Origin of the sequence: Candidatus Thiosymbion oneisti, from assembly GCF_004359955.1 — a bacterium.
In the GTDB taxonomy this organism is placed as follows: domain Bacteria; phylum Pseudomonadota; class Gammaproteobacteria; order Chromatiales; family Chromatiaceae; genus Thiosymbion; species Thiosymbion oneisti.
On record NZ_SMSC01000020.1, the window covers coordinates 72,750 to 98,742 of the forward strand.

Sequence of the window (25,993 nt, forward strand, 5' to 3'; positions counted from 1 at the left end):
GCGACCAATCGCACCCGGGGAATTCGCTCCGGGACTCAACCACTACCAGCTGAAGCTGGTAGGTTGGGCCACTAAAGTGGCCCTCGGCGGACTCAACCGCCGACCGAAGATAATCCATCTGGAAGATGGAGGTTTGTACCTCGATCCGCCTACGGCGGACTGAAGTTTTTGGAGACAATCAACTTTAAGAGCCTGTCTGACTTACGACTGTTCTACTGCGGAATCGAGTACGAACGCGTAAGCCAGACAGGCTCCAAGCCCTGCCATCTTACCCTATCTCAGAGGTATTCAATTCCTGCTTGAGGGCCTGTTCGATATCCTCGGCGGCCATTTCCACCTTGCCTCGAGCTTCGGCCTCCAGCTCACGCTCCACCTGGCGCCGGCTGCGACGCTCGTTGTGATAGGCAAGTCCGGTCCCGGCCGGGATCAGACGGCCCACGATGACGTTTTCCTTGAGACCCGTGAGATGGTCGGTGGAGCCACGCACGGCCGCCTCGGTGAGGACCCGTGTGGTCTCCTGGAACGAGGCCGCGGAGATAAAGGACTCGGTAGCCAACGAGGCTTTGGTGATGCCGAGCAGCAACGGCTGATGGCGGGCCGGCTGCTTGCCTTCGGCGTCCATCCGGGCGTTCTCGGCCGACACCGTCGCGCGTTCGGCCTGCTCCCCACGCAGCAGCCTGGTGTCACCGGAATCGATGATCTCCACCTTGCGCAGCATCTGACGAATGATGACCTCGATATGCTTGTCGTTGATCTTAACGCCCTGCAGCCGGTAGACGTCTTGAATCTCCTTGATCAAATACTCGGCCAGGGCCGTCACCCCCTTGAGGCGCAGAATGTCATGCGGGTTGAGCTCACCATCGGAGATCACCTCGCCCTTTTCCACATGTTCGCCCTCGAAGACATTGACGTGGCGCCACTTGGGGATCAGCTCTTCCAATACCTCACCCTCATCGGTGGTGATGATGAGCCGTTGTTTACCCTTGGTATCCTTGCCGAAACTGATGGTTCCCGAGGCCTCGGCGAGCAGGGCCTGCTCCTTGGGTTTGCGGGCCTCGAACAGGTCCGCTACCCGCGGCAAACCACCGGTGATATCGCGCGTCTTGCTCGACTCCTGGGGGATACGCGCCAAGACATCACCCACACCTACCTCGGCGTTGTCGGCAACGCTGACGATGGCACCCGCAGGCAGGAAGTAGCGGGCGGGTATTTCGGTACCGGCAAGATTGAGCGCCTGGTCATGCTCGTCGAGCAGCTTGATCATGGGCCGCAGGTCTTTGCCTTGCGCCGGGCGTTGCTTCGGGTCGATGACCACCAACGAAGTGAGTCCCGTCACCTCGTCCGTCTCACTTTGCACGGTGACGCCGTCGATGAAGTCCTCGAACCTTAGACGTCCTGCCATCTCGGTGATGACCGGGTGGGTATGGGGATCCCAGCTCGCCACCACTTGGCCGCCCTGCGCAGTGTCACCGTCACCGACCTTAAGGGTCGCGCCATAGGGGACCTTATAGCGTTCCTTCTCCAATCCCATATCGTCAGCTACCGTCAGCTCACCGGACCGCGACACGGCCACCAGGTTGCCGCTGTGGTGCTGCACTGTCTTGATATTGTGGAGATGCACGGTGCCGGCGGATTTGATCTCGATACTGTTGACCGCCACGGCCCGCGAGGCTGCACCACCGATGTGGAAGGTGCGCATGGTCAGCTGGGTTCCGGGTTCACCGATGGACTGGGCGGCGATGACACCCACTGCCTCACCGAGGTTCACCCGGTGTCCACGGGCCAGATCACGGCCGTAGCATTGGGCACAGACCCCGGTGTGGGCCTTACAGGTAATGGGGGAGCGCACCTGCACCTGATCGATGCCCATAGCCTCCAGCGTATCGACCCACCCCTCGTCGAACAGGGTCCCCGCGGGGCAGATCAAATCGTCCGTCAAAGGCCGGTAGAGATCAACCGCAGTAACGCGCCCAAGGATCCGCTCTCGCAGCTCTTCGACCACGTCGCCACCCTCGATGATGGGCGTCATCAGTAGACCTTCCTCGGTCCCGCAGTCCTCTTCCAGCACCACCATGTCTTGGGCGATGTCTACCAGGCGCCGCGTGAGATAGCCGGAGTTGGCGGTCTTCAGGGCCGTATCCGCCAAACCCTTGCGGGCACCATGGGTGGAAATGAAGTACTGGATGACGTTCAACCCTTCACGGAAGTTGGCGGTGATCGGCGTCTCGATAATGGAACCGTCCGGCTTGGCCATCAAGCCGCGCATACCGGCGAGCTGCCGGATCTGCGCCGCGGAGCCGCGGGCTCCGGAGTCCGCCATCATATAGATAGAGTTGAAGGAGTCCTGCTTGCGCTCTTGCATGATCTGGGTCTCGGGTGCAGCGAGCATTCCCTTCACGGATCGCTTCAGGTTTTCCGCCCGAATGGCGTCGATTTCCACCAGGTCCCGGATCTGCGTCCGATAGTCGGCCAGCGTGGAGACTACCTGTTTGCGAAAAGTCTCGATCCCAATCTCCCCCGCGTCCAGCCTATTTGCGGCCTGCTTGACCTGTGACTGGAGCGCGTTGAACAGGCGTTGAACGATGGCCCGATCGGCCTCGTCGACGACGCTGATTACCCCTTGGCGGTATAGACCTATCAGGCGTTGCGCCTCGAACGCGGAATCGGCGTGAGCCAGCTCGCCGCCGAGCTTGTTCATCATGGCCTTCGCCACTTGATCGTTGGTATGAGACCAGATGTCCACTACCTTGTTGTAGCGCTCGCCATTGGTTACATATCCCGAGGCATACTGGATTTCGATCTCCTTCACCAGCCCTTCGGCGGCGGCCAGGATGTCCGCCTTCTTCCCCGGGACCACCATGTCGTCGAGGCTGATGGAGATGCCCGCCCGGGTAGCCATGCGGAAGCCCAGGTACATGAGCTGGTCGGCAAAGATCACGGTCTGCTTCAGCCCCAATACCCGATAGCAGCGGTTGATCAACCGCGAAATCGCCTTCTTGCCCAGGGCCTGGTCGACCAGGTCGAAGGGCAGGCCGTCAGGCACGATCTCGAATACCAGGGCCCGGCCCAGTACCGTCTCCTTGATGGAAACGACCTCGCGCCGGGTGCCGTCGTCCTCGATGAGCACCTCCCGAATGCGTACCCTGACGCGGCTGTGCAGATCCGCGTTGTTCGTCTCATAGGCACGCCGGGCCTCATCGATGCCGGCGAACCGGCTGCCCTCGCCGCGGGCACCGACCCGATCGCGGGTCATGTAGTACAGCCCCAACACCACGTCTTGGGAAGGCACGATGATGGGTTCACCGTTGGCCGGAGAGAGGATGTTGTTGGAGGCCATCATCAGGGCGCGGGCCTCCAGCTGTGCCTCCACGGATAGAGGTACATGGACGGCCATCTGGTCGCCGTCGAAGTCCGCATTGAAGGCAGTGCACACCAGTGGATGGAGCTGGATGGCCTTGCCCTCGATCAATACCGGCTCGAAGGCCTGAATCCCCAGGCGGTGCAGGGTCGGGGCCCGGTTGAGCATGACCGGATGCTCGCGGATGACCTCTTCGAGGATGTCCCATACCTCCCCGGTACTGCGTTCGACCATCTTTTTTGCGGCCTTGATGGTGGTGGCCAGACCACGCAGCTGCAACTTGCTGAAGATAAAGGGCTTGAACAGCTCCAGGGCCATGCGCTTAGGTAACCCACATTGATGGAGCTTGAGCGTGGGGCCGACGACGATGACCGAGCGTCCCGAATAGTCCACGCGCTTGCCGAGCAGGTTTTGGCGGAAGCGCCCCTGCTTGCCCTTGATCATGTCCGCCAGGGACTTGAGCGGGCGCCGGTTGGTACCGGTAATGGCACGTCCGCGCCGTCCGTTATCCAGCAGGGCGTCCACCGCTTCCTGCAACATGCGCTTCTCGTTGCGCACGATGATATCGGGGGCTACCAGGTCCAACAGCCGCTTGAGCCGGTTGTTGCGATTGATCACGCGCCGGTACAGATCGTTGAGATCGGAAGTGGCGAAGCGCCCGCCGTCGAGTGGGACCAGGGGCCGGAGCTCCGGCGGCAACACCGGCAGCACGGTGAGGACCATCCACTCCGGACGATTGCCCGATTCCTGCAGGGACTCCATCAGCTTGAGACGCTTGGTCAGCTTCTTGATCTTGGTTTCGGAGTTGGTGACTTCGATGTCCTCGCGCATCCGGCGGATCTCCGCCGGCAAATCGATGGTACGCAGTAACTCGTAGACGGCCTCCGCTCCCATCCGGGCATCGAACTCGTCGCCGTTCTCCTCGAGGGCCTCCAGGTACTGCTCGTCGGTGAGCAACTGCCCGCGTTCCAGAGTCTGGACCAGACCCGGATCCACGACCACGAAAGACTCGAAGTAGAGGATGCGCTCGATATCGCGCAGGGTCATGTCCAACAGCAAACCGATCCGCGAGGGCAGGGACTTGAGGAACCAGATGTGGGCCACGGGGCTGGCGAGATCGATATGTCCCATGCGCTCGCGGCGCACCTTCGCCAGCGTAACCTCCACACCGCACTTTTCGCATACGACGCCACGGTGCTTGAGACGCTTGTACTTTCCGCACAGGCACTCGTAATCATTGATGGGACCGAAGATCTTGGCGCAGAACAGCCCGTCACGCTCGGGCTTGAAGGTCCGATAATTGATGGTCTCGGGTTTTTTGACTTCACCGAAAGACCAGGAGCGGATCATGTCCGGGGCAGCCAGACCGATTTTGATGGCATCGAACTCCAGGGCTTGACCCTGCTGCTTCAAAATCTGTAGAAGGTCTTTCAATTTCGTTCCTCCGGCATAGATGGTCCGGGGTTGAGGTGCTCAGGGAAAAGGAGCGAGTACGCTTGTTATGCCCTATTTCTGCCTGTCGAATTCTGCATTATGTATGATTTTGCGACAGAATCTTCCAGATGGACAGGCGAAAAACAGTCGGATGGATAGAGATAGTCCTCACCCTCTTCATCTATCACGCGGATTTCGTGGTGCTTCTCCGCCTCTTCGTCCGGCAATGATTGATAAATCTTCCACTGCTCAAGAGACGCCTCGTTTCCTTTATTTGGATCAGGATTTCGAGATTAATTGAGCCTGGCCCCTTTCCTTCGCAAAAACTCTTTGACTGATATTTCGGCCATATCTGGGTTCTCCTGTTCAGAGATCTTATTCTGCAGGTTATGCTGCAATTTGGTACGTTGCCTGATTGCTATGCCGGATGAATAGTGATCTTGAGCCCAAGTGCCTTTGCCACCTTTGAAACAGTCGCAAAGCTCGGGTTGCCTCCGGGGGAAAGTGCCTGGCATAAACCCGCACGAGTCATCCCAGATTCTTTTGCAAGTTGGCTCATGTTTTGTGCTCGGGCGATGTCGCTAAGTGCCGCGGCAATAAGCGTAGGGTCGCCGTCCTCCTGACACGCCTCCAAGTAAAGGCGGATATCTTCTTCCGTTTCCAGGTAGTTGGCAGTATCGTAGCGGCTAAATTTTTCAGCCATGTCTTAACCCTTCCACTCCGCAGCAAGTTCCTTGGCTTTAGCAATGTCACTTCGTTGCGTGCGTTTATCCCCTCCGCACAGGAGCACAACCAGAACCGAACCATGCTGCATGTAGTACACCCGGTAACCGGGACCGTAGTCAATTCTCATCTCGCTGAGACCCTCACCGATGGGATTGACATCACCCGGATTTCCAAGGCTTAGCCGACGGATTCGCATCTCGATGCGTGCCTTCGCTCGGGGATCTCGCAGTTTCTTGAGCCACCGATCAAAGGTTGCACTCTTGATAATATCGATCATGTGTCAACTGCAATTGACGAGACTCGCGATGTCAATTGCGAGTAACCATCCCCCGGCAAAGCCGGGGGCTTTCGATTGTGAGCCGCTCAAAGCGGCATTCGGGGGCGCTAACGCGACCCCGACAAGTGACTACCGCCTAAAGGCGGTCAATCAGCTCCACAGATTCAGTTGCTCAAGTCGCCGATCCTCCGCTTCCTGATGCCGGATATACGCTCGGATTACACCCTCATCACGACCTACCGTCGAGACAAAATATCCCCTCGCCCAAAAGTGCTGGCCAACAAAATTGCGCTTGCGCTCGCCATACACACGCGCCACGTGGATCGCACTTTTCCCCTTGATGTACCCAACCACTTGCGACACCGCATACTTCGGCAGGATTGAAATCAGCATATGAACATGGTCAGGCATCAGGTGCCCCGCTTCGATCTGGCTCTCTCGCTGTCGAGCTAACTCGTGGAAAACCTCTCCGAGATGCCGTCGCAATTGCCCGTACAAAGTCCGGCGTCGACATTTCGGGATGAAAACCACATGATATTTACACGCCCACCTGGAGTGGCTTAAGCTTTTGGCTTCGTCCATCGGGACCTCCTCTCAGTCGTGTGCTTGCCGGCTCACGATTGGAGTGTCCCAGATGGACTCCCGGAAATGTCAAACTTTTACTGTCTCCCCGGCAAAGCCGCGGGATTTCCCGTTTATGGTTAACATTTCAAAGTTTGACACGACCTGCTTTCCGAAAGTTTCGCTTGATGTAGCTGCGATATCTTTGCCAATGATTTTTGAGCATTTTTCTTGATTTTTAAAGTATAACTCACTTAACCATACCACGCTCAATTTCTTTGACTGCTTGTTCAAATGGGATAATATCATTAGCTTCAGTTTTGGCTTTATCGTAGGCTCTAATATCATCTAACTCTTCTATCTCTTCGATTATGTTTTCCCATTCCGAATATGGGAGTATTACTGCTCTCCTATTTAAATTCTCGTCAACAATATAATCTGGTTGAAGTTCTATCATTAGTATCTCCGATGTTTAAATCGCCTCACTTACACCTATCAAAAGCCAACGTCCTCGTTGTAGGCTATCCTCCTCTATAAGCCATAAAGAGCTGGGGTTCGTTCCTCACCCCAGCCTACGGCCCTTCTTCCGTTTGCTTCATGTCATCCAACTGCTTGTACAGCACTATTAAGTCAGTATTCATAGATCACCTCTGTTGTCTTGCTAGCCCGTGTAGGTTGGGATGAGGGACGAACCCCAACCTACGGACTTCGACCTTGAGGAATTTGCCCGCCTGACTAAATCATTCCAGGATAATGTTTCCTGTATCCATATTGGATGGGTGACGGTGATGCTCCAAGTATTCTTGAACCATTTCGTCCGTTACATTCCCTGTTGTCCAGGCACCATACCCTATCGCCCAAAAATGCTTTCCCCAATATCGTTTTTTTAGCTCTGGGAATTCGCTTTGAAGAAGACGTGATGACCTTCCTTTAACCCGCTTTACAAAATCGCTTATTGATAACCTCGGCGGATATTCAACATGTATATGTATATGATCCTTGCTTACGACTCCTTTCAGAATATGAACATCTTCCGCATCACATACCTGAATGATAAGTTCTCGGCATCGTTTTTGAATATTTCCTTTAATACTGGGTAACGATATTTAGTGACCCATACAATATGGACCATCAAAATGCTAACCGTATGACTACCGCGTCTTTGATCACTCATTAGCTAATTGTAGCATACCTGTGTAGCAGCTAAAGCCTTGCACTAAAGTGCATAGTTTTGGACTAGCGGGCTGGGACAATAAAATGACCGGTGAGATCTTGATCTTCATTTGGTGGCGTCATATTCCCACCAGGATGATTATAGACCATATTAGGCAGATTATTTATTAATGCCTTAACCTTCTACATATCGCAGACAGTTAGTTTCGCAAGAACACTCAAAGGCGATAGGAAATGTTGAAATCTTACTACTGTTCTTCAATTCGAATAGTTTTGGGACTATTTGATCCCGAAGATCCTCTGGAGTAATCGGATTAATATAGATACGAGTTCCTCCCTCAAATCCGGCAGAAACATTTGGCCGCCACTTAATTAGAATGTGCCAGGGTATGGGGTCGCTTAAATCCCTCGGCTGATAGTACCATTCCTCATTGCACGGGATATTTCTATCTATAGCCGCATGACAAGCATGAACAAGATCGCTAACACTTCGAACTTCTTCGTCTTCATGTTCCTGAGGTCTTGTATTTCGACTTTTTGAGAATATCGCCACCGTAGGGTAACGATGTCCTATATCAACAAAGGCAATAGCATGATCATTCTCCGCTAACATTAGATTGCGGTAAGCAGCGAAATTTGCTGCATCATCATTGTATGCGTTCTTATTCCTCCTTAATTGTTTTAACTCGCGCCGAATTGCTACCCCCCTGTCATCAATGGCTACCAATTGTTTGTGAAGGTGTTCTACGGATGTACCTGCTTCCGGTAACCAATTCTGAAATACACTTACATAAGGGGCATATCGAATGTGCGCGAAAATATCCCTTATGCCGTCGATGGTGAAACAAAAATACCTATAGTGTTCCTCTGGAGTCATGTCACCAGAAGAGAATACCTTTGTTTGATCATGTAGTAACGTATGACGCTCGGGTATTATTAACTCATGCCCTCCACCAAAAAATGCATTTGCCATAATCATTTTCTCGGCATCGGACATAGCCCATATTTTACCTTTTGGCACTACATCGTGTTCTAGTTTCAAATCTATCATGCGGATAACATGTTCTCTACCTGTTGCTGTAGATAGATAACGAGATTTATGCTCCTCGAGATCCGGAGAAAGCTCGTAATCGTAGTTTTTCGCCCAGTAATCGAAAGAAACTAATTCGAAGAGATTTGGTACTCTTCGAAACTCTGCGATCGTGTCGAATATTTCGTGCGGTCCAATACGCCGCAAAAGAGAATTATCACCTTTTACTATACGTGCCTTTTCAGGAGGTGTTTCCATGTAATTTGCGCTACAAAACACACAATCTTTTAACGGTTTCAAACCATGATGTTCTCCAGCAACATATTTCTTATTGGCCGAAATTCGTTTTACCGATCGTGACGGCATGGTCCAAACAACTGTTCCAGTAAAAGGGTTAGTTTGCTTCGTTGTGCCATCCTTTTTATGAGTATAAAAATCTAGATATCTTTCTTCTTCTGCAGGAATTTCTGTGGTCATTTTCGCTATCGGCCTTTGCGCGATAGAGTGCTGCTCAAAATCCAGTATCGCATTACGTAACCCTGTGGGCTCAGCTGGAGGCGATGCCACGTTGAGATATTTTGCTATCTCTTGATACAAGTCCTTTAACCGTCGGATATCGAGCGCTGAAAAACCCTGTAAGCGGTTAAGTGGAGTAGGTAATTCTTCAGGGCTTAATCCAGAATGACATACGGGAACAACATGAACCCCACGAATGAGAGCGGCACCATACTCTATATTTATCCATGGACGAGAAACCGATTTGGGACTGCAAAGGACGATAAATATGCTTGAGGTACGAAGGGCGTCATTGATATTTGAACACAGTCGGTCCCTAATGGATTGCTCTCATTGTCAGCAGATACGAAGATAGAGAGCAGCGCAAGGAAGTCCCTTCTAATATGCTCTTTAAACAATAATGCGAGATCTCGCTCCTCATTAATATGGCTAATAAAGATATCCGTTTTATTTTTCATTCAAAACCTCAACAAAATCTTCGATGAACAACTGTGAAATCTGTTTAACAGATTGATAAGGTGAATTCTTTCACAATCTCTGGAGCGTGGGAGCCAACAGATAAAACTACGAATGGAAACGAACAAACACGAATCCTAATTCGTGTTAATTCGTGGTTCCCGATTCGCGTGATTCGTAGTCCTGTCTTCTGCGTTCTCCGTGTCTCCGCGGTTCAATCATCCGTCACCTTTCTTTGTGTCCTTTGCGCCTTTGTGGTTCGACATGGCTGGGTTACGGCGCGTTCAACCTGCCCGGAACACGCCGACATCTCAGCACGCGCCTAACCCAGCTACGGGCTACGGGCTGTGGATTTAAAACACGACCGAACCTTAATCCTGCTCGAGCTCCACATTGATCCCCAACGAACGGATCTCCTTCACCAACACGTTGAACGATTCCGGCATTTCCGCCTCCATACGATGATCGCCGTCGACGATATGCTTGTACATGCGGGTACGCCCATTCACGTCGTCCGACTTGACAGTGAGCATCTCCTGGAGGGTGTAGGAGGAACCATAGGCTTCCAGTGCCCACACCTCCATCTCGCCGAAGCGTTGGCCGCCGAATTGGGCCTTGCCACCCAGGGGTTGCTGGGTAACCAGGCTGTAAGGCCCGGTGGAGCGGGCATGCATCTTGTCGTCCACTAGATGGTTGAGCTTGAGCATGTACATGTGTCCGACCGTAACGGGCCGCTCGAAGGCATCACCCGTGCGTCCGTCATAAAGTAGGGTTTGGCCCATGGGAATCCCTTCATCCCTATTGTCCCGGCCTGCCAGACGTAGCATGGCGAGGATCTCCTCTTCCGATGCCCCGTCGAACACCGGCGTGGCCATGGGCACGCCCTTGGTCAGATTCCGGGCCAGGACCAGGATGTCCTCGTCGCTTAAGTTCGCCAGCTCCTCCTGTCTACCGCTACTGTTGTAGATCTGGTCGAGAAAGGTCCTGAGCTCGGTGACCTCGGCCTTTGCACGCAGCAGCTCGCCGATTTTGATGCCGATGCCGTGCGCGGCCCAGCCTAGGTGCGTCTCCAATATCTGGCCCAGATTCATGCGTGAGGGCACGCCAAGGGGGTTCAGGACGATGTCCACCGGCTCACCGTCGGCCGAGAAGGGCATATCCTCTACCGGCACGATCATGGAGATGACGCCCTTGTTTCCGTGGCGACCGGCCATCTTATCGCCGGGCTGGGTGCGACGCTTCACCGCCACATAGACCTTGATCATTTTGAGCACCCCGGGGGCCAGATCGTCGCCCTGGATGATCTTGTGCTTTTTCGCTTCAAAGCGCTCGCGGAAGTCTTCGCGCTGCTGACCGATCTGCTTCGCCACTGCCTCGAGCTGGCTGGCCGCCCCCTCGGCGCGCAACCGAATCTGAAGCCACTCTTCCTTGGAGTCCTGCTCCGCCAGGCCGTTCAGATAGGTCTTGGTAATCTTGCTGCCGGCCTTGAGGTTACCGGGTCCGCCGTCTGTCACCTTGCCGAGCAGCAGCCTCTCTATGCGTTGAAAGGTATCGTTCTCCATGATGCGCAGCTGATCGTCCAGATCTTTGCGTACGCGTTCGAGCTCCTGTTCCTCGATCTGACGCGCGCGCTCGTCCTTTTCCACTCCGTCGCGCGTGAAGACCTGGACGTCCACCACCGTGCCGGAAAGCCCTGAGGGCAAACGCAGGGAGGTATCCTTCACATCCGAGGCCTTTTCACCGAAGATGGCCCGCAGCAGCTTCTCTTCCGGTGTGAGCTGGGTCTCCCCCTTGGGCGTGACCTTGCCGACCAGAATATCGCCGTCCCGCACCTCCGCGCCTACATAGACGATACCGGACTGGTCGAGCTTGGAAAGGGCCGACTCGCCCACGTTGGGAATGTCGCCGGAGATCTCTTCCGGCCCCAGCTTAGTATCACGGGCGAGACAGGTGAGCTCCTCGATGTGGATGCTGGTGAACCTATCCTCCAGGACCACACGTTCGGAGATGAGGATGGAATCCTCGAAGTTGTAACCGTTCCAAGGCATGAAGGCGACCCGCAGGTTCTGGCCCAATGCCAGCTCGCCCATGTCGGTGGAAGGCCCATCGGCCAACACATCACCACACTCGATGGTATCGCCGGGAGACACCAAAGGACGTTGGTTGATGCAGGTATCCTGGTTGGAGCGCATGTATTTGGTGAGATTGTAGATATCCACACCCGGTTCGTGCGGGGTCTTATTCGCCTCCTTGTCGTGGACCCGCACGACGATGCGCGCCGCGTCCACGGACTCCACCACGCCGCCGCGGCGGGCCACGACGGTGACCCCCGAGTCCTTGGCCACGACCCACTCCATGCCCGTACCCACCAGGGGCTTCTCGGTGCGCAGCGTGGGCACCGCCTGGCGCTGCATATTGGAACCCATCAGGGCGCGGTTGGCGTCGTCATGCTCCAAGAAGGGGATCAGTGAGGCGGCCACCGATACGATCTGGCGCGGAGAGACGTCCATATACTGGACCTCTTCCGGGGCCTTGAGGGTAAATTCGTTCAGGTGCCGGCAGGAAACCAGCGCATCCGTAAGCTGCCCCTGATCGTCGAGGGACGCATTGGCCTGCGCGATGACATAGTTGCCTTCCTCGATGGCGGATAGATAATCGATTTCATCGGTGATCCGGCCGCCGTTTACCCTGCGATAAGGCGTCTCCAAGAAGCCGTACTGGTTGGTTCGCGCGTACACCGCCAGGGAGTTGATAAGACCGATATTTGGTCCTTCCGGGGTCTCGATGGGACACACCCGCCCATAGTGCGTCGGATGCACGTCGCGGACCTCGAAACCGGCCCGTTCCCGGGCCAGGCCGCCGGGGCCCAAGGCCGAGACACGGCGCTTGTGGGTGACCTCGGAGAGCGGGTTGTTCTGATCCATAAACTGAGAGAGCTGGCTGGAGCCGAAGAACTCCTTGATGGCCGCCGAAATCGGCTTGGCATTAATCAACTCCTGCGGCATGAGTCCCTCGGATTCCGCCAGAGACAGACGCTCCTTCACGGCCCGCTCCACCCGCACCAAGCCGATGCGAAATTGGTTCTCCCCCATCTCGCCCACGCAACGGATACGGCGATTACCCAGGTGGTCGATGTCGTCCACACTACCGTGGCCGTTCCGGAGCTCGACCAGCACCTTCAAGACGTCGATGATGTCGGAAACGTCACCGAATTTCTCATAGAGCCGCTGGGACGGCCCGTCTCCACGCTGGGCGAAGTAGCAGCCATCATAAAGGATACCTGGCCCGTCCTCGGAATCCCGCTGCAGGCGCCGATTGAACTTCATCCGCCCCACCGCGGAGAGGTCGTAGCGATCCGCGGCGAAAAACAGGTTGTGAAACAGGTTTTGGGCCGCATCTTTGGTGGGCGGCTCGCCTGGGCGCATCATGCGGTAGATTTCGACCTGGGCCTCCAGCTCGTTGGTAGTCGGGTCGATGTGCAGGGTCTCGGAGATATAGGGCCCATGGTCGAGATCGTTCACGAACAGGGTCTCGACACGTTCGACCTGCTTTTCCCGTAAGCTTTCGAGCAAGGCTTCGGTCAGCTCCGTGTTGGCCTCCGCCAGCACTTCTCCGGTCTCTAAATCGGCTACCGTGCGCGCGAGCGTGCGTTCCAGCAGAAATTCGGGGGGCACCGAAAGGCGCTTCACTCCCGCCTTTTCCAACTCCCGGATATGGCGCGCGGTCACCCGGCGTCCGGTCTCCACCAGGACCTGGTCACCGATGGTGATATCGAAGCCCAGGGTCTCACCGCGAAGACGCTCGGGCACTACGTCGAGCTCGATACCGTCTGCGCTCAGATGGAAGCTGTCGGTATCGAAAAAGCGCTCCAGGACCTGTTCCGTGGAATAGCCCAGGGCCCGCAGGAGGATAGTCGCCGGCAGCTTGCGACGGCGGTCGATACGGACGAAGACATGGTCCTTGGGGTCGAACTCGAAATCGAGCCAGGAGCCACGGTAGGGAATCACCCGGGCGGAGAACAACAGCTTACCCGAAGAGTGGGTCTTGCCCTTGTCGTGGTCGAAGAACACGCCCGGAGAGCGGTGGAGCTGGGAGACGATGACCCGCTCGGTACCATTGATGACGAAGGTGCCGGTCTCCGTCATGAGCGGCAGCTCGCCCATGTAGACCTCCTGCTCCCTGATGTCCTTGACCGCCTTGGTGCCGGCGGGGGCATCCTTGTCGTAGATCACCAGGCGTAGCAGTACCCGCAACGGGGCGGCAAAGGTGGCACCGCGAAGATGGCACTCACGTACCTCGAAGGGCGGCTCACCGAGGCGGTAGCTCACATACTCCAACACCGCATTCCCGGAGTAACTCTCAATGGGAAAGACCGTCTTGAAGGCGGCGTGCAGACCGGTGTCCTCACGTTCGGTCGCCGGGGTAGTCTCCTGCAGGAAGGCCCGATAGGAATCGATCTGGGTCGCCAGCAGGAAGGGTACATCCAAGATACCGGAACGCTTGCCGAAATCTTTGCGAATGCGCTTTTTCTCGGTGAACGAATAGGCCATGCTGACTTCCCTCTATGATGCGGTTCGCTAGATAGTGGTTAATGTTTAAGTGGGAACATGGCCGACAGCACTGGTTGCTTCGCCCCTCAATATTCCATAAGTTCCCGCATGTGGAACGGCGTGTCAGCGCCTTTTTAACGCAAGGACGCAATGACGCAAAGATTATTTTTGTTTCCCTTTGCGTCTTGGCGACCTTGCGTCTTTGCGTTGTCTTTTTTCATACCGGATAGTCCATGATCTGTAGCGACTCGACGAACATGGTTATAAATCTAAAGGGGCAGTGGTAAACCTTTAACTGGTAGAGGGTAGGTTAGGCCGCTGTGCGGCTCGGTGGACCGAAGTCTTTTGGGACTATCAACCGCTCTATCAGTTAATTACCACTACCAACTTGTGATGGATAAAACCTGCCAACCCTAAACACGGTCAAGCGGCCGTATCGGAAACGGCAATCGGCTGGTAGCCTAACGAATAAACCATCTGACCGCCCAAAGTACATGAGCATTCGGTGGCAAATTGAATACCGTATATGGAATTAATGATAGCCACTAAAATCGAAACCTTCCATTTCACTTCTAATAAATAACTCAAAGTCACCCTTAGTTCCGGTAAATATGATTGGGATTTTATTTAATATTGACTTGCTGAATGTTACATTCGATGAGAATTCTTTTGGATGAAGCAACATTTCAACTGATTTGTAATTATTAGAATCGACTTTAAATTTATAATACCAACCTGGGTTATCTTTAGTACCTTTATTTTCTGCACCTATTAAACTAGGAACACCAGTACATATCTTCTTAACTTTCATCTTCCCAGATTTATAGACCTTTGCTCGATATAAACACAAGTCATAGGAAAACGTAAAATCAGACTCGTTACTACTATTACGAAGTTCTTCTGCATACTTACACACATCAACACTACACATATCATCCCTCCCGTCACCTGAGCCTAACATTCTCCGCGTTTTTGCGGTTCAATCATTCTTCGCCTTCCTTTGTGCCTTCGTGGCTTTGTGTGAGAAAAAACGCATCTATGATGACCCTCATCAAACATCACACAAAGACACAAAGACACAAAGGGATAGAGGATGAAGGAGAACGACATCGGTAAACAAGTGGGAACCTACCTGACAGTTGACAGGACTTCCATGTTGTCAATGAGTCACTCTAAGCTACCACTTGAAATTTACCACTACCTACGCGCGAGTATGTCCTTTCAGACAGCAGTCGCCTTACTTCACTTCGACCGTCGCACCGGCCTCTTCCAATGCCTTCTTCGCCTCTTCGGCCTCGTCCTTGGACACCCCTTCCTTGATCGTGTTCGGGACACCTTCCACTGCCTCTTTCGCCTCCTTCAATCCCAGGCCGGTGAGGGCGCGGACGGCCTTGATCACGGCTACCTTGTTGGAGCCGAAGGACGCCAGCACCACATCGAACTCGGTCTGCTCCTCTTCCGGCGCGGCCTCGCCACCACCGCCGCCGGCGGGAGCAGCGGCCACGGCGGCGGCAGCGGTCACGCCGAACTTCTCCTCCATCGCCCCAATCAGCTCCACCACCTCCATCACGGTCATGTTGGCGACGGCATCCAGTATTTCTTCTTTTGAAACAGCCATTTGATTTCTCCTGAATTCAAGAATCTTCTTCGTTTGATAGGTTGCCCGAACCGATCTGAGCGGCAGTACCACTACCGAATAACATTGAGCTGGCAGGATTTTTACGGAAAATTTAGCCGCAAATAAACGCAAATGAGCGCAAATGGATCAACAGCCATCGATGATGACGAGCCGATTGCGACCGATTTGCGTCAATTCGCGTTCATTTGCGGCAAAAATAATTCCCAAGGAAAAATCGACCCGATGTTATCGATACTTCGGCACCCTTGTACTAGGCTTTTGACTTACTGTCGCGAATCGCGGCCAGGGTGCGGACGAGCTTGCCCGGGACCTCGTTGATCGTTGCCACGAGCTTCTGGACCGGGGCCTTCATCACGGCCATCAGCTGACTGATCGCCTCGTCGTAGGTCGGCATCTTCGCCAAGGTACCCAGCTCAGAGGGATCCAGCAGCTTGCCCCCGATAGAGATCAACTTGACCTGGAACCGATCGTGCCCCTTGGCGAATGCCTCGGCCAAGCGTGCCGCGGACCCCGGATCCTCCTGCGAAAAGGCAAGGAGCAGCGGACCTGTGAGACCTGCTTCCATGCAGGCGAAATCCGTGCCGGCGAACGCGCGTTTAGCCAATGAGTTCTTGACCACGCGGACATAGACCCCGGCCTTGCGGGCCTCGACCCGCAAAGCGGTCAGCTGTTCCACCGTCAAGCCCCGATACTCCGCCCCGACGGCCGCATAGGCGGTCTTCGCAACTTCCGCGACCTCGGCGACGATCGCCTCTTTTTGGGCAAAACTCAGCGCCATAGTCGTCACCTCCCGATTTGACTTGCCCAGGGTCCAGACCCTAGGTCCTCTCGGCGGCCGACCCGACACCCGGCCTGTTCCCCGGCCTTATGCGGGAAGTCCACCCATGCACCCTCATCAGGAGGCGGTCAGCGCTTGCGTGCCACTCCGATTCAGGAGCACCGTCTACGCAGGCTGGAACCATTAAGCCGACGCCGGAAAGTTCCCTGCCCGACGAGAAGGCACCTGCGGTCTTTGACGGCCACCCCGCCACTCGAACCAATATTCATCTTGCCGAATGGCGAGACGAATTTCGGTTCTCGTAGCAGGATGCCCGAAAAATCCTTTACAGCTGTTTCAGTTATAATTTCTCGATTTCTTCTATTGGTAAACCGGTACTTCGAGAAATGATCCCAGGTGGTACATTTTGTCGCTTCAATTTTTCGGCGATCGCGATTTTCTCTTCTCTTCCGCCCTCTTCTCTCGCCGTATCAATTGAATTCTTCAGGTCACGATAGGTCTTCAAGCTCTCTTCATATTCACCATATTCGTCATCGTTGAAATTTGAAATTTCCGCTTGCTCAAAGAGCTTGTTAAAGATATTTTCCCGTAACTTCACGGGTCTATCTGTCAGATTCTCGAGATTCTTCAGTACATAAAGCCAGTTGTCGAAATGGGTTTCCAATTCGTCGATCGTTTTAGTGAATTTCGGCATTTCGAGATAAATATAGGTCAATTTGTCATAGAAAACAGCCTGTACGCTTTTATCGAATAATTGCACTTCATGATGAAAGACCTGGTCACTGCCCTTGTCTTCGTCGAAGACGAAATCCAGTATGCCAACGGTGTAAACCGATTTCAATTCAAAATCCCAACCCCCCTTTCGGGCTTGACTCTGAATTGGAAAGGTCGAATAGTAAATGCTTCTGTCCTTGAAATAATTCTGCTTTGCCTTCTGCATCTCGACGATGAACTTTTCACCCTGCTCGTTTTCACAATAAATATCAAAAACGGCCTTCCTCTCACCTATGGTTCTCCCCAGTTGTTCCGGTGAAAGGTAAGTAATATCCTTGATTTCTCCTTCATCTCTACGCAGCAGTTCATTGAGAAAATCGATCAGTAGATCTTTGTTCGGCTCCAGACCGAATAATTTCTTGAAACCAAAATCCGTAAAGGGATTGAGGTATTTGTCTTCAACCCGCATGCCCGACTCCGACTTATTGAATGTCAATACTACTGATGAAATCCTGTACGGTCAGTATTGTAGGATGCGGTGAGCGCCTGCCTACCACTCCAGGAACGCCTGCCGGCGCTGGTTCCACCTATCCCCCAGGGATGGGACAGGTACGGTAGACAAGGAGCAGGCAGCGAACCGCATCAAAGCGAGTCGCACCGAAAAACCACAAAGGCAGGTACAGATGAACACAAGTCATGATTGATACGGTTCGCCGCCTGCCGGTGCATCCCTACACCCGGACGGACATTCATCGCATCCTACACAGGCTTCATTTTCCGAGCCCTACGGCCAGATTTGAATGGCTCCGGAATGGTAATCAATTTTAACGGCTCTGTCTGTATTTGGAAGAGCTATATTGTAATTACCAGGGTTCGCAGGATCCGGTGTTGCGACAACATCGACGGGGCATTTGGTATTTATGCGGCAGCGCACTAATTCTACCAACATTGCATCATCTTCTTCTTTAAGAATAGCACCAGGGCATGAATAAAGCGTTTCCAGCATAGGCATCACTGTTAGTATCAAAGTACCATCAGCCGTCTCCTTGATATAAAGTTCTTGGATTTGGTTCTCTTGATAAGTTTTCATATTTTTGGCCCCACAGGAAATCATAAAAATCGCTATCAACCAATATAATAATAACCTATATTTTCTTCGGTTTGCATAATGTGATTTAGGAAAGCTGTTGGCTTTGAATTGTTGAAATGACATAAGGCACCCTGAAAACAGCCATTTTCACCGATCAAGAGACTTTAACTTATTTGATATCGAAGTGTTCCGTTGATGAAAATCGTGTTTTTCAAGCTGCCCTTATTATGCATTGCTGTTACCATTCCTGGAAATTTGTTGCTGTAGCTCAAGGTTGCTTTCGACGTCTTCATTTTCGTCTGCAGATTTGTTGACAATCGTATTCCAAAGGACATTAAAAACATCAACAGGCAGATCCGCTAATGACTTGGCTAAAGTATCAGCTGTAGTGATTATCTCCTGTACCTGTTTAATTTTCGATTCAACTTCATGGCGACGTACTTGCGAAGATGCCTGCATTACGCGATTAACATGGTCGCCAAAATTTTGTGGTTGCGTGTCGTTCTCATGCGGTTGGTCGGTCCGTTCCAATATAAGTTCATACGTCAGTTCCTTATTTCGTAGCAACAAAGAGAGTATTTTGAATGCCAATTCGGGCTCATCAGGGTTGACGCTTAGAGCCTCAAACTCTTGCTTTACATCAGTAAACGGTGTTCCTTTTCTGTACATCATGAGATGAGCAACGTCTTTAATTATATCAACAAATGGAGCGTTTAACTGCCAGTTGAACTGCCGTTTGATATCATCAACCAGTTCGTGAGCTGCTTTTTCTGGGTCACCGATTGCATCGACGTATTTCTTGGACGCCAGCAGAGTAGGTATCTCGCAATCCTCAAGCTTTACGCAAATGACCTTTGTCTTCTTCTGCTGCAATTCCTTGGTAAATTTCGATCGCCATTCTTTTTCTACCCAACCTGACTCGATGCTTGCGCGGGATAGCATTAGGATCAGAAATTCGGCATCATCAATACCCTTTTCAACTTCCTGAACAATATCGCTACCAAAGTGGATCGCCCACTTGTCGAGCCACACATTAAGGTCATTTTTGCGTAGTATCTCAGCAAATTGCTCAACGATTTCCGCATCCTGACTGGAATAGCTCACCATCACATGCACGGATCAGCCCTCCTCATATGCATAAATGGAGACCTTGAAGAATGCCTTCCATAGGATTCTTTGAGGGATCCGAATCTTTACAAATGAGTCAAGTTTGTGCGCTGCACAAAAAATCCACGCCTTACCAATTTTAAAGCGAAGCCTCTCTAGCATGGTACGAGCCGTTACGACCTCTCTTTATTCACCACAGAGAACACAGAGCGCATAGAGTATAAGACCCCATCGCGTTTAACGCCATCGAGTAAGACGGCGGACATCGAATGTGCTCTTGTGTCCTCTGTGGTTAAAAAGAATTCACGCCTCATCGATCTGAGGCGAAGCCTTGCTAGATATTTAAATAACAAGATCCAGCAAAGCAATAAGTCAGGCTGAGTGTGACAAAGTAGAGCTACAACGAAAGCGCGGAATGATCGATCTGGAGTCCCGGCCCCATGGTGGAAGAGACAGTGACCCGCCGCATATATACGCCCTTGGCGGTACTCGGCTTGGCCTTCATCAGGTTGGCCAGCAAGGTCTCCAGGTTCTCGCGCAGGGCCTGGGGATCGAAGTCCGCTTTGCCCAAAGGACAATGAATGATACCGGCCCGATCGGTCCGGTAACGGACTTGACCCGCCTTGGCGTTGGTCACCGCATCCGCTACGTTGGGGGTAACGGTCCCCACCTTGGGGTTCGGCATCAGGCCACGGGGGCCCAGGATCTTACCCAGCTGGCCGACTACCCGCATGGCGTCCGGCGAGGCGATCACCACATCGAAATCCAGGTTCCCGGCCTTGATCTCGTCGGCAAGGTCCTCCATCCCGACCCGATCGGCACCGGCAGCGGTCGCCGCCTGTACATTCGCGCCCTGGGTAAAAACCGCGACCCGCACCTGCTTGCCGATACCATGGGGCAGCACCGTAGAGCCACGCACGACCTGGTCGGATTTGCGTGGATCGACACCCAGGTTGACGGCCACATCGATATTCTCGGTAAATTTGACCTTGGAAAAATCCTTTAGCAGCCCAAATGCCTCTTCGGCCCCGTATAGCTTGCCCGATTCGATCTGCTCGCGGATCGCCCGTATCCTTTTCGACGGCTTAGCCATTACCCCATGCCCTCCACATTCAGGCCCATCGCGCGCGCGCTGCCGGCAATGGTCCGCACGGCTGCGTCCATATCCGCGGCCGTCAAATCGGGCAGCTTGGTCGTGGCGATCGCTTCGAGTTGAGCGCGGGTAACGGTTCCCACCTTAGCCATATTCGGAGTACCACTGCCTTTGGGAACCCCGGCGGCCTTCTTGAGCAATACGGAGGCAGGAGGCGTCTTGGTGATGAACGTGAAGCTGCGATCCGCATAGACGGTGATGACGACAGGGATCGGTAACCCCTTCTCGAGGCTTTGTGTCTTGGCGTTGAACGCCTTGCAGAACTCCATGATGTTGACGCCGTGCTGGCCGAGTGCCGGACCGACCGGCGGGCTCGGATTGGCCTCGCCGGCCTTGACTTGCAGCTTGACGTAAGCCGATACCTTCTTCGCCATATTATTCTCCCGTGGGTGCAAACGCCGGGCACCATACCCGGCTCCCCTGCTCCGATCGCTACGCGCTCGGAGATTTGATGCCTCTGCTGAGACTGAAAATTATTTTTTGTTGCAATGCAACGCGAATCAACGCAAATCTGCCGCAAAAAAGCAAGGTCGCTATGATCTTTTTTTCTGTCCGGATTACGCAGATTCGCATTATTTCATTTTTCATTTTAGTTGTCCGGAGTGCATGCGATGGTCAGGGTCATAATGCCTCCTTCGATGATAAAAATTGTGATGGAATATCGTGGCAATTTTACGGCCAGCAATAGCAAAATAATACAAGTGCCCCTTCTGAATAGATAGCCCGTGCTGGTAAATTCGTTCAATAATATGATAAATAATTTAGAGATATTCTGGAAAATCAATTCTCAAAATATTTTCGGTAAACCCGGTTTCATCACTAATGTCAAGCAGTCGTCTCTTTAATATTGAATGCCACCCAGCCTTGTACTTTGATGATATTAGCGGTTTCTTACAGCTTTCGCTGGAATATCACTCAAAACCAAGAGCGCTTTTCAAACCATTACCATACAATCACATTTCGCTGCCGATGCGATGTCTTCTTTTGTTTTCGTCTTAATTCGCGAGTGGAAGTCTTCTTTAAGCATAATACATGTACCATAACTTGGTCTATCTCGAACTGCGGCTTCGTGGCTGCTTCGGCAAATAATGTCAACTCCACTCAAGCGGGATATGTTGTGCCTTTTAAAGCCCTCCCATCATATGCCATTACCTCCGCGCCTAGATCCAATGCCATCGAAGTTCCAAACTATCATTGGACTGCCTTTCTACCGGGATGATCTGAGAATAGATGTAACCTGTTTGAGATATGCACGCAAGGATCATAAAATACCTGTCGTAAATAACTCTTCTAATTTGATAAATTCTGTTATAGCTCATGGAACCTGATTTTTCTTTCCGTCCACCTTCGGAGCCCTGAAGGTGGAAATAGGCCTCATCCTGACCGAGATCAGATGATTGTGAATTAAAATTGACTCTCTAGTGCCTTTTTTTGCATTATTTCAACTGTTACTTCTTCTGGCCTTACGCTCCAGCGTGGGAGCAAGCTTCGTCCCTGACGTAGCAAGGGATCTTGGCTGCGCCGGATGGTTATTAATTGCGTTCCTTTGCACGCTGAGCGTGGAAACGTGAGCAGGAAATTATTTTTTGCCGCAAATGAACGCGAATCAACGCAAATCAGTCGTAAAGGATCACATTACCTTTCTGTCCGCAGATTACACAGATTCTCACAGATTGTTTCGTTTTTAATCTGCGGGAATCTGCGGATAGATCGAAACGACCGGATTATTTTCCCATACTCAATCCGAACCTCGGTGATTCTGCACTTGGCTGCTGATAAACGCGAATCAACGCAGATCGGTTGCAATCGGCTCGCCATCATCGATGGCCCTTGATCCATTTGCGTTGATTTGCGTTCATTTGCGGCTAAATCTTCCGTGAGAAGCCAAGCCATTGGCCCGATTGTTCTTACCGAGCTCAGCCCTTTTCGATTTGATCAAACTCCAGGTCCACCGGCGTGGAGCGTCCGAAGATGAGAACTGAGACTTTGAGGCGGCTCTTCTCGTAATCCACCTCTTCGACCACCCCATTGAGATCGGTAAAGGGACCGTCGACGACCCGCACCACCTCTCCCGGCTCGTAGAGCACCTTGGGTCGGGGCTTTTCCACCCCCTCCTGCACTCGCTGGAGGATCTCCTCGGCCTGCCGGTCCGGGATCGGAGTTGGCCGATCGCCAGTCCCGCCGATGAAGCCGATAACCTTCGGGACGCTCTTGACCAAGTGCCAGGTATCGTCCGTCAGATCCATCTTTACCAGCACGTAACCGGGGAAGAACTTGCGCTCACTCTTGCGCTGCTGGCCCCCCCGCATCTCCACGACCTCCTCGGTTGGCACCAGCACGGGACCGAACAGTTCCCCCATGCCGGCCCGTTTTATACGCTCCTCCAGGGAATGCTTCACCTGCCCTTCGAAGCCCGAGTAAGCGTGGATCACGTACCAACGTTGGGCCATCCTCAGCCTCCCTGCCCGGTAAGGAACCGCAATATCGCCATGAGAATCGTGTCGAAGAGCCACAGGACGATGCCCAGAATGAGCACCATCACGATCACCACCAAAGTGGTCTGCAGCGTCTCTTGGCGGGTCGGCCACACGACCTTACGCACCTCGGTGCGCGCATTACCCGTAAATTGCCACAAACGCCGCCCCTGCTCCGTCTGCAAGGCCACGGCCGCTGCAACGGCGCTGATCGCCAGCAATCCCCCGACCCGCAGCAGGGTCGAGTAGGCGGCGAAATAATAGAAGCCATAGATCCCCGCCACCAATAAAACAGCCGCCGCCGCCAGTTTGGCCGTGTCCAAACCGGTGGCGCCGGCCTCCGCCTTTGCATTCATCTAGCCAGTACCCCGTTTCAGCAAAATTTTCGGTAAAACCAGTCTCTGTCATCTCGATCGAAGGGAGCTGTCATCCCGAGCGTAGCGAGGGATCTTTGACGATGAGACAACCACAAAGTCACAAGCTCCCTCCTTCGTCGGGACAAGGATTTCTCGCTTCGCTAAGCTCTCTCCCTGCGGTCGAGATGACAAATGACAACCAGCAAAATTGGATGAAACTGGGTACTGGTGGTGCTTCGCCTGTGCGCTGAAAAATGGCGCGCTGAAAAATGGCAGGCCAGGAGGGACTTGAACCCCCAACCTGCGGTTTTGGAGACCGCTGCTCTGCCAATTGAGCTACTGGCCTGGAAATCAACGATTAAAGGCGGGATGCACTGCGCTTTCCCGCCCTACGTACTCTATCGATGCGATTCGCCGCGGGCATCCCATCCCTGCCCGCCGGCTCACCACATCCTACTCGATGACCTTGGCGACCACCCCGGCCCCGACCGTGCGTCCACCCTCGCGCACCGCAAACCGCAGCCCCTCTTCCATGGCGATCGGCGCAATCAGCTTGACCGTCATCTTCACATTGTCACCCGGCATCACCATCTCGATGCCTTCCGGCAGCTCGCACGCGCCGGTCACGTCGGTGGTCCGAAAGTAGAACTGGGGACGATAGCCGTTGAAGAAGGGGGTGTGACGACCGCCTTCGTCCTTGCTCAGCACGTACACCTCACCCTCGAAGTGGGTGTGGGGGGTAATGGTCCCCGGCTTGGCCAGGACCTGACCGCGCTCGACTTCGTCGCGCTTGGTGCCCCGCAGTAAGACGCCGACGTTGTCGCCGGCCTGCCCTTGATCCAGCAGCTTGCGGAACATCTCAACCCCGGTGCAGGTGGTCTTGGTGGTCTCTTTGATGCCGACGATTTCGACTTCTTCGCCAACCTTGATCACGCCGCGCTCGACCCGGCCGGTCACGACCGTGCCCCGACCGGAGATGGAGAAGACGTCTTCGATGGGCATCAGGTAGGGCTGGTCGATGTCGCGCTCGGGCTCCGGGATGTAGCTGTCCATGGCGGCGATGAGCTGCTCGATGGATTGGGTGCCTTGCGCGCTGGCCTCGCCTTCCAGCGCTTTCAGCGCCGAGCCGGTGATGATGGGGGTGTCGTCGCCGGGAAATTCATAGCTGTCCAAGAGCTCGCGGACTTCCATCTCGACCAGTTCCAAGAGCTCTTCGTCGTCTACCATGTCGGCCTTGTTCAGGTAGACGACGATGTAGGGCACCCCGACCTGGCGCGCCAGCAGGATGTGCTCGCGGGTCTGGGGCATGGGGCCGTCGGCGGCGGAGACGACCAACACCGCTCCGTCCATCTGGGCCGCGCCGGTGATCATGTTCTTCACGTAGTCGGCGTGGCCCGGACAGTCCACATGGGCATAGTGACGGGCGTCGCTCTCGTACTCGACGTGGGCGGTGGCGATGGTGATGCCGCGCTCGCGCTCTTCCGGGGCGTTGTCGATCTGGTCGAAGGCCTTGACCTCGCCGCCGTGCTTGGCGGCCATGACCTTGGTGATCGCCGCCGTCAGCGTGGTCTTGCCATGGTCTACGTGCCCAATCGTCCCGACGTTGACGTGTGGCTTGGTGCGTTCGAATTTCTCTTTGGACATGGATTCCTCTCCCCAAAATACCAAATACCGTAGTGTGCGCTACTTAGCACGTGACCTATTATCAACCGTGATTTGTTACAACTAAGGTGAATTTGGAGCCCATGACCGGGATTGAACCGGTGACCTCACCCTTACCAAGGGTGTGCTCTACCGACTGAGCTACATGGGCGTACTTAAGAGCCTGTCTGGCTCACGGCTGTTCCCCTGTGGAATCCGGGTGCGCAATCCAGGTGCGGAATCCAGGTCGGAATCGAGAAGGCCGGCCAGATTTCCCGCTTGCTTTAGGTTAAAGCGGCCCCTATTGCCTCAATCGAGCGCAAAATCTTATCTTTTGCCCTTCGATCCCTCGCTACGAACGCGTAAGCCAGACAGGCTCTAACACTTCCTCACTGGAGCGGGTGATGGGAGTCGAACCCACGCCATCAGCTTGGAAGGCTGAGGTTCTACCGTTGAACTACACCCGCTTAACAAACCGCCGGGCAGCGATCCACCCTGACCCGCCATCCCCAATCGACGCTGGTGGAGGGGGGAGGATTCGAACCTCCGAAGGCTGAGCCGTCAGATTTACAGTCTGATCCCTTTGACCACTCGGGAACCCCTCCGACAACAAGCTATCCATAGTAAAAAACTCGGTTGTCTTCTGTCAAACGTATTTCGGCGCCAGTCGCCAGTCGCCAGCAGCGTAGTTGGGGTAATGGAGGAACCTCAACATTGCTTGTTAATCCACAGATTGCGCAGATTTTCGCAGATTAAGAATGAAACAATCCGTGAGAATCTGCGTAATCCGGGGATAAAATAGACTCACCCGGCTGCAATGAGACCGCAGTGATTGGCCTCGGGACAGGCCAAGCCGGATGTGAGTATGGGAAAATGATCCGGTCATATATACTTCCACACGGAACAATCTGCGCATCTCACTCCCTCTGCCTCCGGGAGGGTGTCGCAAAAGTCTTTTCG

The 25,993-nt window shown here is 53.7% G+C and carries 18 protein-coding genes, 4 tRNA genes and 2 pseudogenes; all 24 read right to left on the bottom strand.

The genetic code is table 11. The features are described 5' to 3' along the window. Positions 1-268: 268 nt before the first annotated feature. Positions 269-4,792: a DNA-directed RNA polymerase subunit beta' gene (gene rpoC, locus E1958_RS12885; protein ID WP_133512231.1), complete on the bottom strand. Its 4,524-nt coding sequence runs from the start codon at positions 4,790-4,792 to the stop codon at positions 269-271. Positions 4,793-5,210: 418 nt separating this feature from the next. Continuing rightward, entirely contained in the window at positions 5,211-5,495 is a 285-nt protein-coding gene (locus tag E1958_RS12890) for an addiction module antidote protein (protein WP_133512232.1), read from the bottom strand. A gap of 3 nt (positions 5,496-5,498) precedes the next feature. Further along, positions 5,499-5,795, bottom strand: coding sequence for a type II toxin-antitoxin system RelE/ParE family toxin (locus E1958_RS12895; protein ID WP_133512233.1), 297 nt, complete (start codon positions 5,793-5,795; stop codon positions 5,499-5,501). Positions 5,796-5,945: 150 nt separating this feature from the next. Then, complete coding sequence (tnpA, locus tag E1958_RS12900; protein WP_133512234.1) at positions 5,946-6,377, bottom strand: IS200/IS605 family transposase; 432 nt, start codon at positions 6,375-6,377, stop codon at positions 5,946-5,948. 229 nt (positions 6,378-6,606) lie between these two features. After that, positions 6,607-6,813 carry a hypothetical protein gene (locus tag E1958_RS12905; RefSeq protein WP_207787853.1) on the bottom strand — a complete coding sequence of 69 codons (207 nt, stop codon included), beginning with the start codon at positions 6,811-6,813 and terminating at the stop codon, positions 6,607-6,609. Between the two features lie 283 nt (positions 6,814-7,096). Further along, positions 7,097-7,530 (bottom strand): annotated as a pseudogene (gene tnpA, locus E1958_RS12910) (IS200/IS605 family transposase). A 174-nt stretch (positions 7,531-7,704) separates the two neighbouring features. Further along, the gene (locus E1958_RS12915; RefSeq protein WP_207787852.1) at positions 7,705-9,156 is read right to left on the bottom strand and encodes a DUF4921 family protein; all 1,452 of its coding nucleotides are present in this window, start codon (positions 9,154-9,156) and stop codon (positions 7,705-7,707) included. 24 nt (positions 9,157-9,180) lie between these two features. Further along, positions 9,181-9,396: pseudogene (locus E1958_RS22045) on the bottom strand (TIR domain-containing protein); the annotation flags it as partial. Positions 9,397-9,902: 506 nt separating this feature from the next. Then, complete coding sequence (rpoB, locus tag E1958_RS12925; protein WP_133512235.1) at positions 9,903-14,081, bottom strand: DNA-directed RNA polymerase subunit beta; 4,179 nt, start codon at positions 14,079-14,081, stop codon at positions 9,903-9,905. Between the two features lie 532 nt (positions 14,082-14,613). Continuing rightward, positions 14,614-15,012: a hypothetical protein gene (locus tag E1958_RS12930; protein ID WP_133512236.1), complete on the bottom strand. Its 399-nt coding sequence runs from the start codon at positions 15,010-15,012 to the stop codon at positions 14,614-14,616. Positions 15,013-15,318: 306 nt separating this feature from the next. Next, positions 15,319-15,699: a 50S ribosomal protein L7/L12 gene (gene rplL / locus E1958_RS12935; RefSeq protein WP_133512237.1), complete on the bottom strand. Its 381-nt coding sequence runs from the start codon at positions 15,697-15,699 to the stop codon at positions 15,319-15,321. A 271-nt stretch (positions 15,700-15,970) separates the two neighbouring features. Next, the gene (rplJ, locus tag E1958_RS12940) at positions 15,971-16,498 is read right to left on the bottom strand and encodes a 50S ribosomal protein L10 (RefSeq protein WP_133512238.1); all 528 of its coding nucleotides are present in this window, start codon (positions 16,496-16,498) and stop codon (positions 15,971-15,973) included. A 340-nt stretch (positions 16,499-16,838) separates the two neighbouring features. Beyond that, positions 16,839-17,681 (bottom strand): Rpn family recombination-promoting nuclease/putative transposase, encoded by an 843-nt coding sequence (locus tag E1958_RS12945; protein ID WP_133512239.1) that lies wholly within the window; start codon positions 17,679-17,681, stop codon positions 16,839-16,841. 315 nt (positions 17,682-17,996) lie between these two features. Beyond that, entirely contained in the window at positions 17,997-18,302 is a 306-nt protein-coding gene (locus E1958_RS12950) for a hypothetical protein (protein WP_133512240.1), read from the bottom strand. A 225-nt stretch (positions 18,303-18,527) separates the two neighbouring features. Continuing rightward, entirely contained in the window at positions 18,528-19,409 is an 882-nt protein-coding gene (locus tag E1958_RS12955) for a toll/interleukin-1 receptor domain-containing protein (RefSeq protein ID WP_243448479.1), read from the bottom strand. A 397-nt stretch (positions 19,410-19,806) separates the two neighbouring features. Then, positions 19,807-20,502 (bottom strand): 50S ribosomal protein L1, encoded by a 696-nt coding sequence (rplA, locus tag E1958_RS12960; protein ID WP_133512242.1) that lies wholly within the window; start codon positions 20,500-20,502, stop codon positions 19,807-19,809. Continuing rightward, entirely contained in the window at positions 20,502-20,936 is a 435-nt protein-coding gene (gene rplK, locus E1958_RS12965; RefSeq protein WP_133512243.1) for a 50S ribosomal protein L11, read from the bottom strand. Before rplK ends, rplA begins: the two co-directional genes overlap by 1 nt. Before the next feature lie 1,542 nt (positions 20,937-22,478). Further along, on the bottom strand, positions 22,479-23,012 hold the full coding sequence (nusG, locus tag E1958_RS12970; protein WP_089729287.1) for a transcription termination/antitermination protein NusG: 534 nt from the start codon (positions 23,010-23,012) through the stop codon (positions 22,479-22,481). A gap of 2 nt (positions 23,013-23,014) precedes the next feature. Further along, a complete protein-coding gene (secE, locus tag E1958_RS12975; RefSeq protein ID WP_089729288.1) occupies positions 23,015-23,392 on the bottom strand; it encodes a preprotein translocase subunit SecE in 378 nt (125 codons plus the stop codon). A 270-nt stretch (positions 23,393-23,662) separates the two neighbouring features. Beyond that, positions 23,663-23,738, bottom strand: a tRNA-Trp gene (locus E1958_RS12980). A gap of 107 nt (positions 23,739-23,845) precedes the next feature. Beyond that, positions 23,846-25,036, bottom strand: coding sequence for an elongation factor Tu (gene tuf / locus E1958_RS12985; RefSeq protein WP_133511815.1), 1,191 nt, complete (start codon positions 25,034-25,036; stop codon positions 23,846-23,848). A 93-nt stretch (positions 25,037-25,129) separates the two neighbouring features. Continuing rightward, a tRNA-Thr gene (locus tag E1958_RS12990) sits at positions 25,130-25,205 on the bottom strand. A gap of 221 nt (positions 25,206-25,426) precedes the next feature. Then, positions 25,427-25,500: transfer RNA gene (locus E1958_RS12995), tRNA-Gly, on the bottom strand. A gap of 53 nt (positions 25,501-25,553) precedes the next feature. Beyond that, positions 25,554-25,638 (bottom strand) — tRNA-Tyr (locus E1958_RS13000). Positions 25,639-25,993 lie beyond the last annotated feature (355 nt).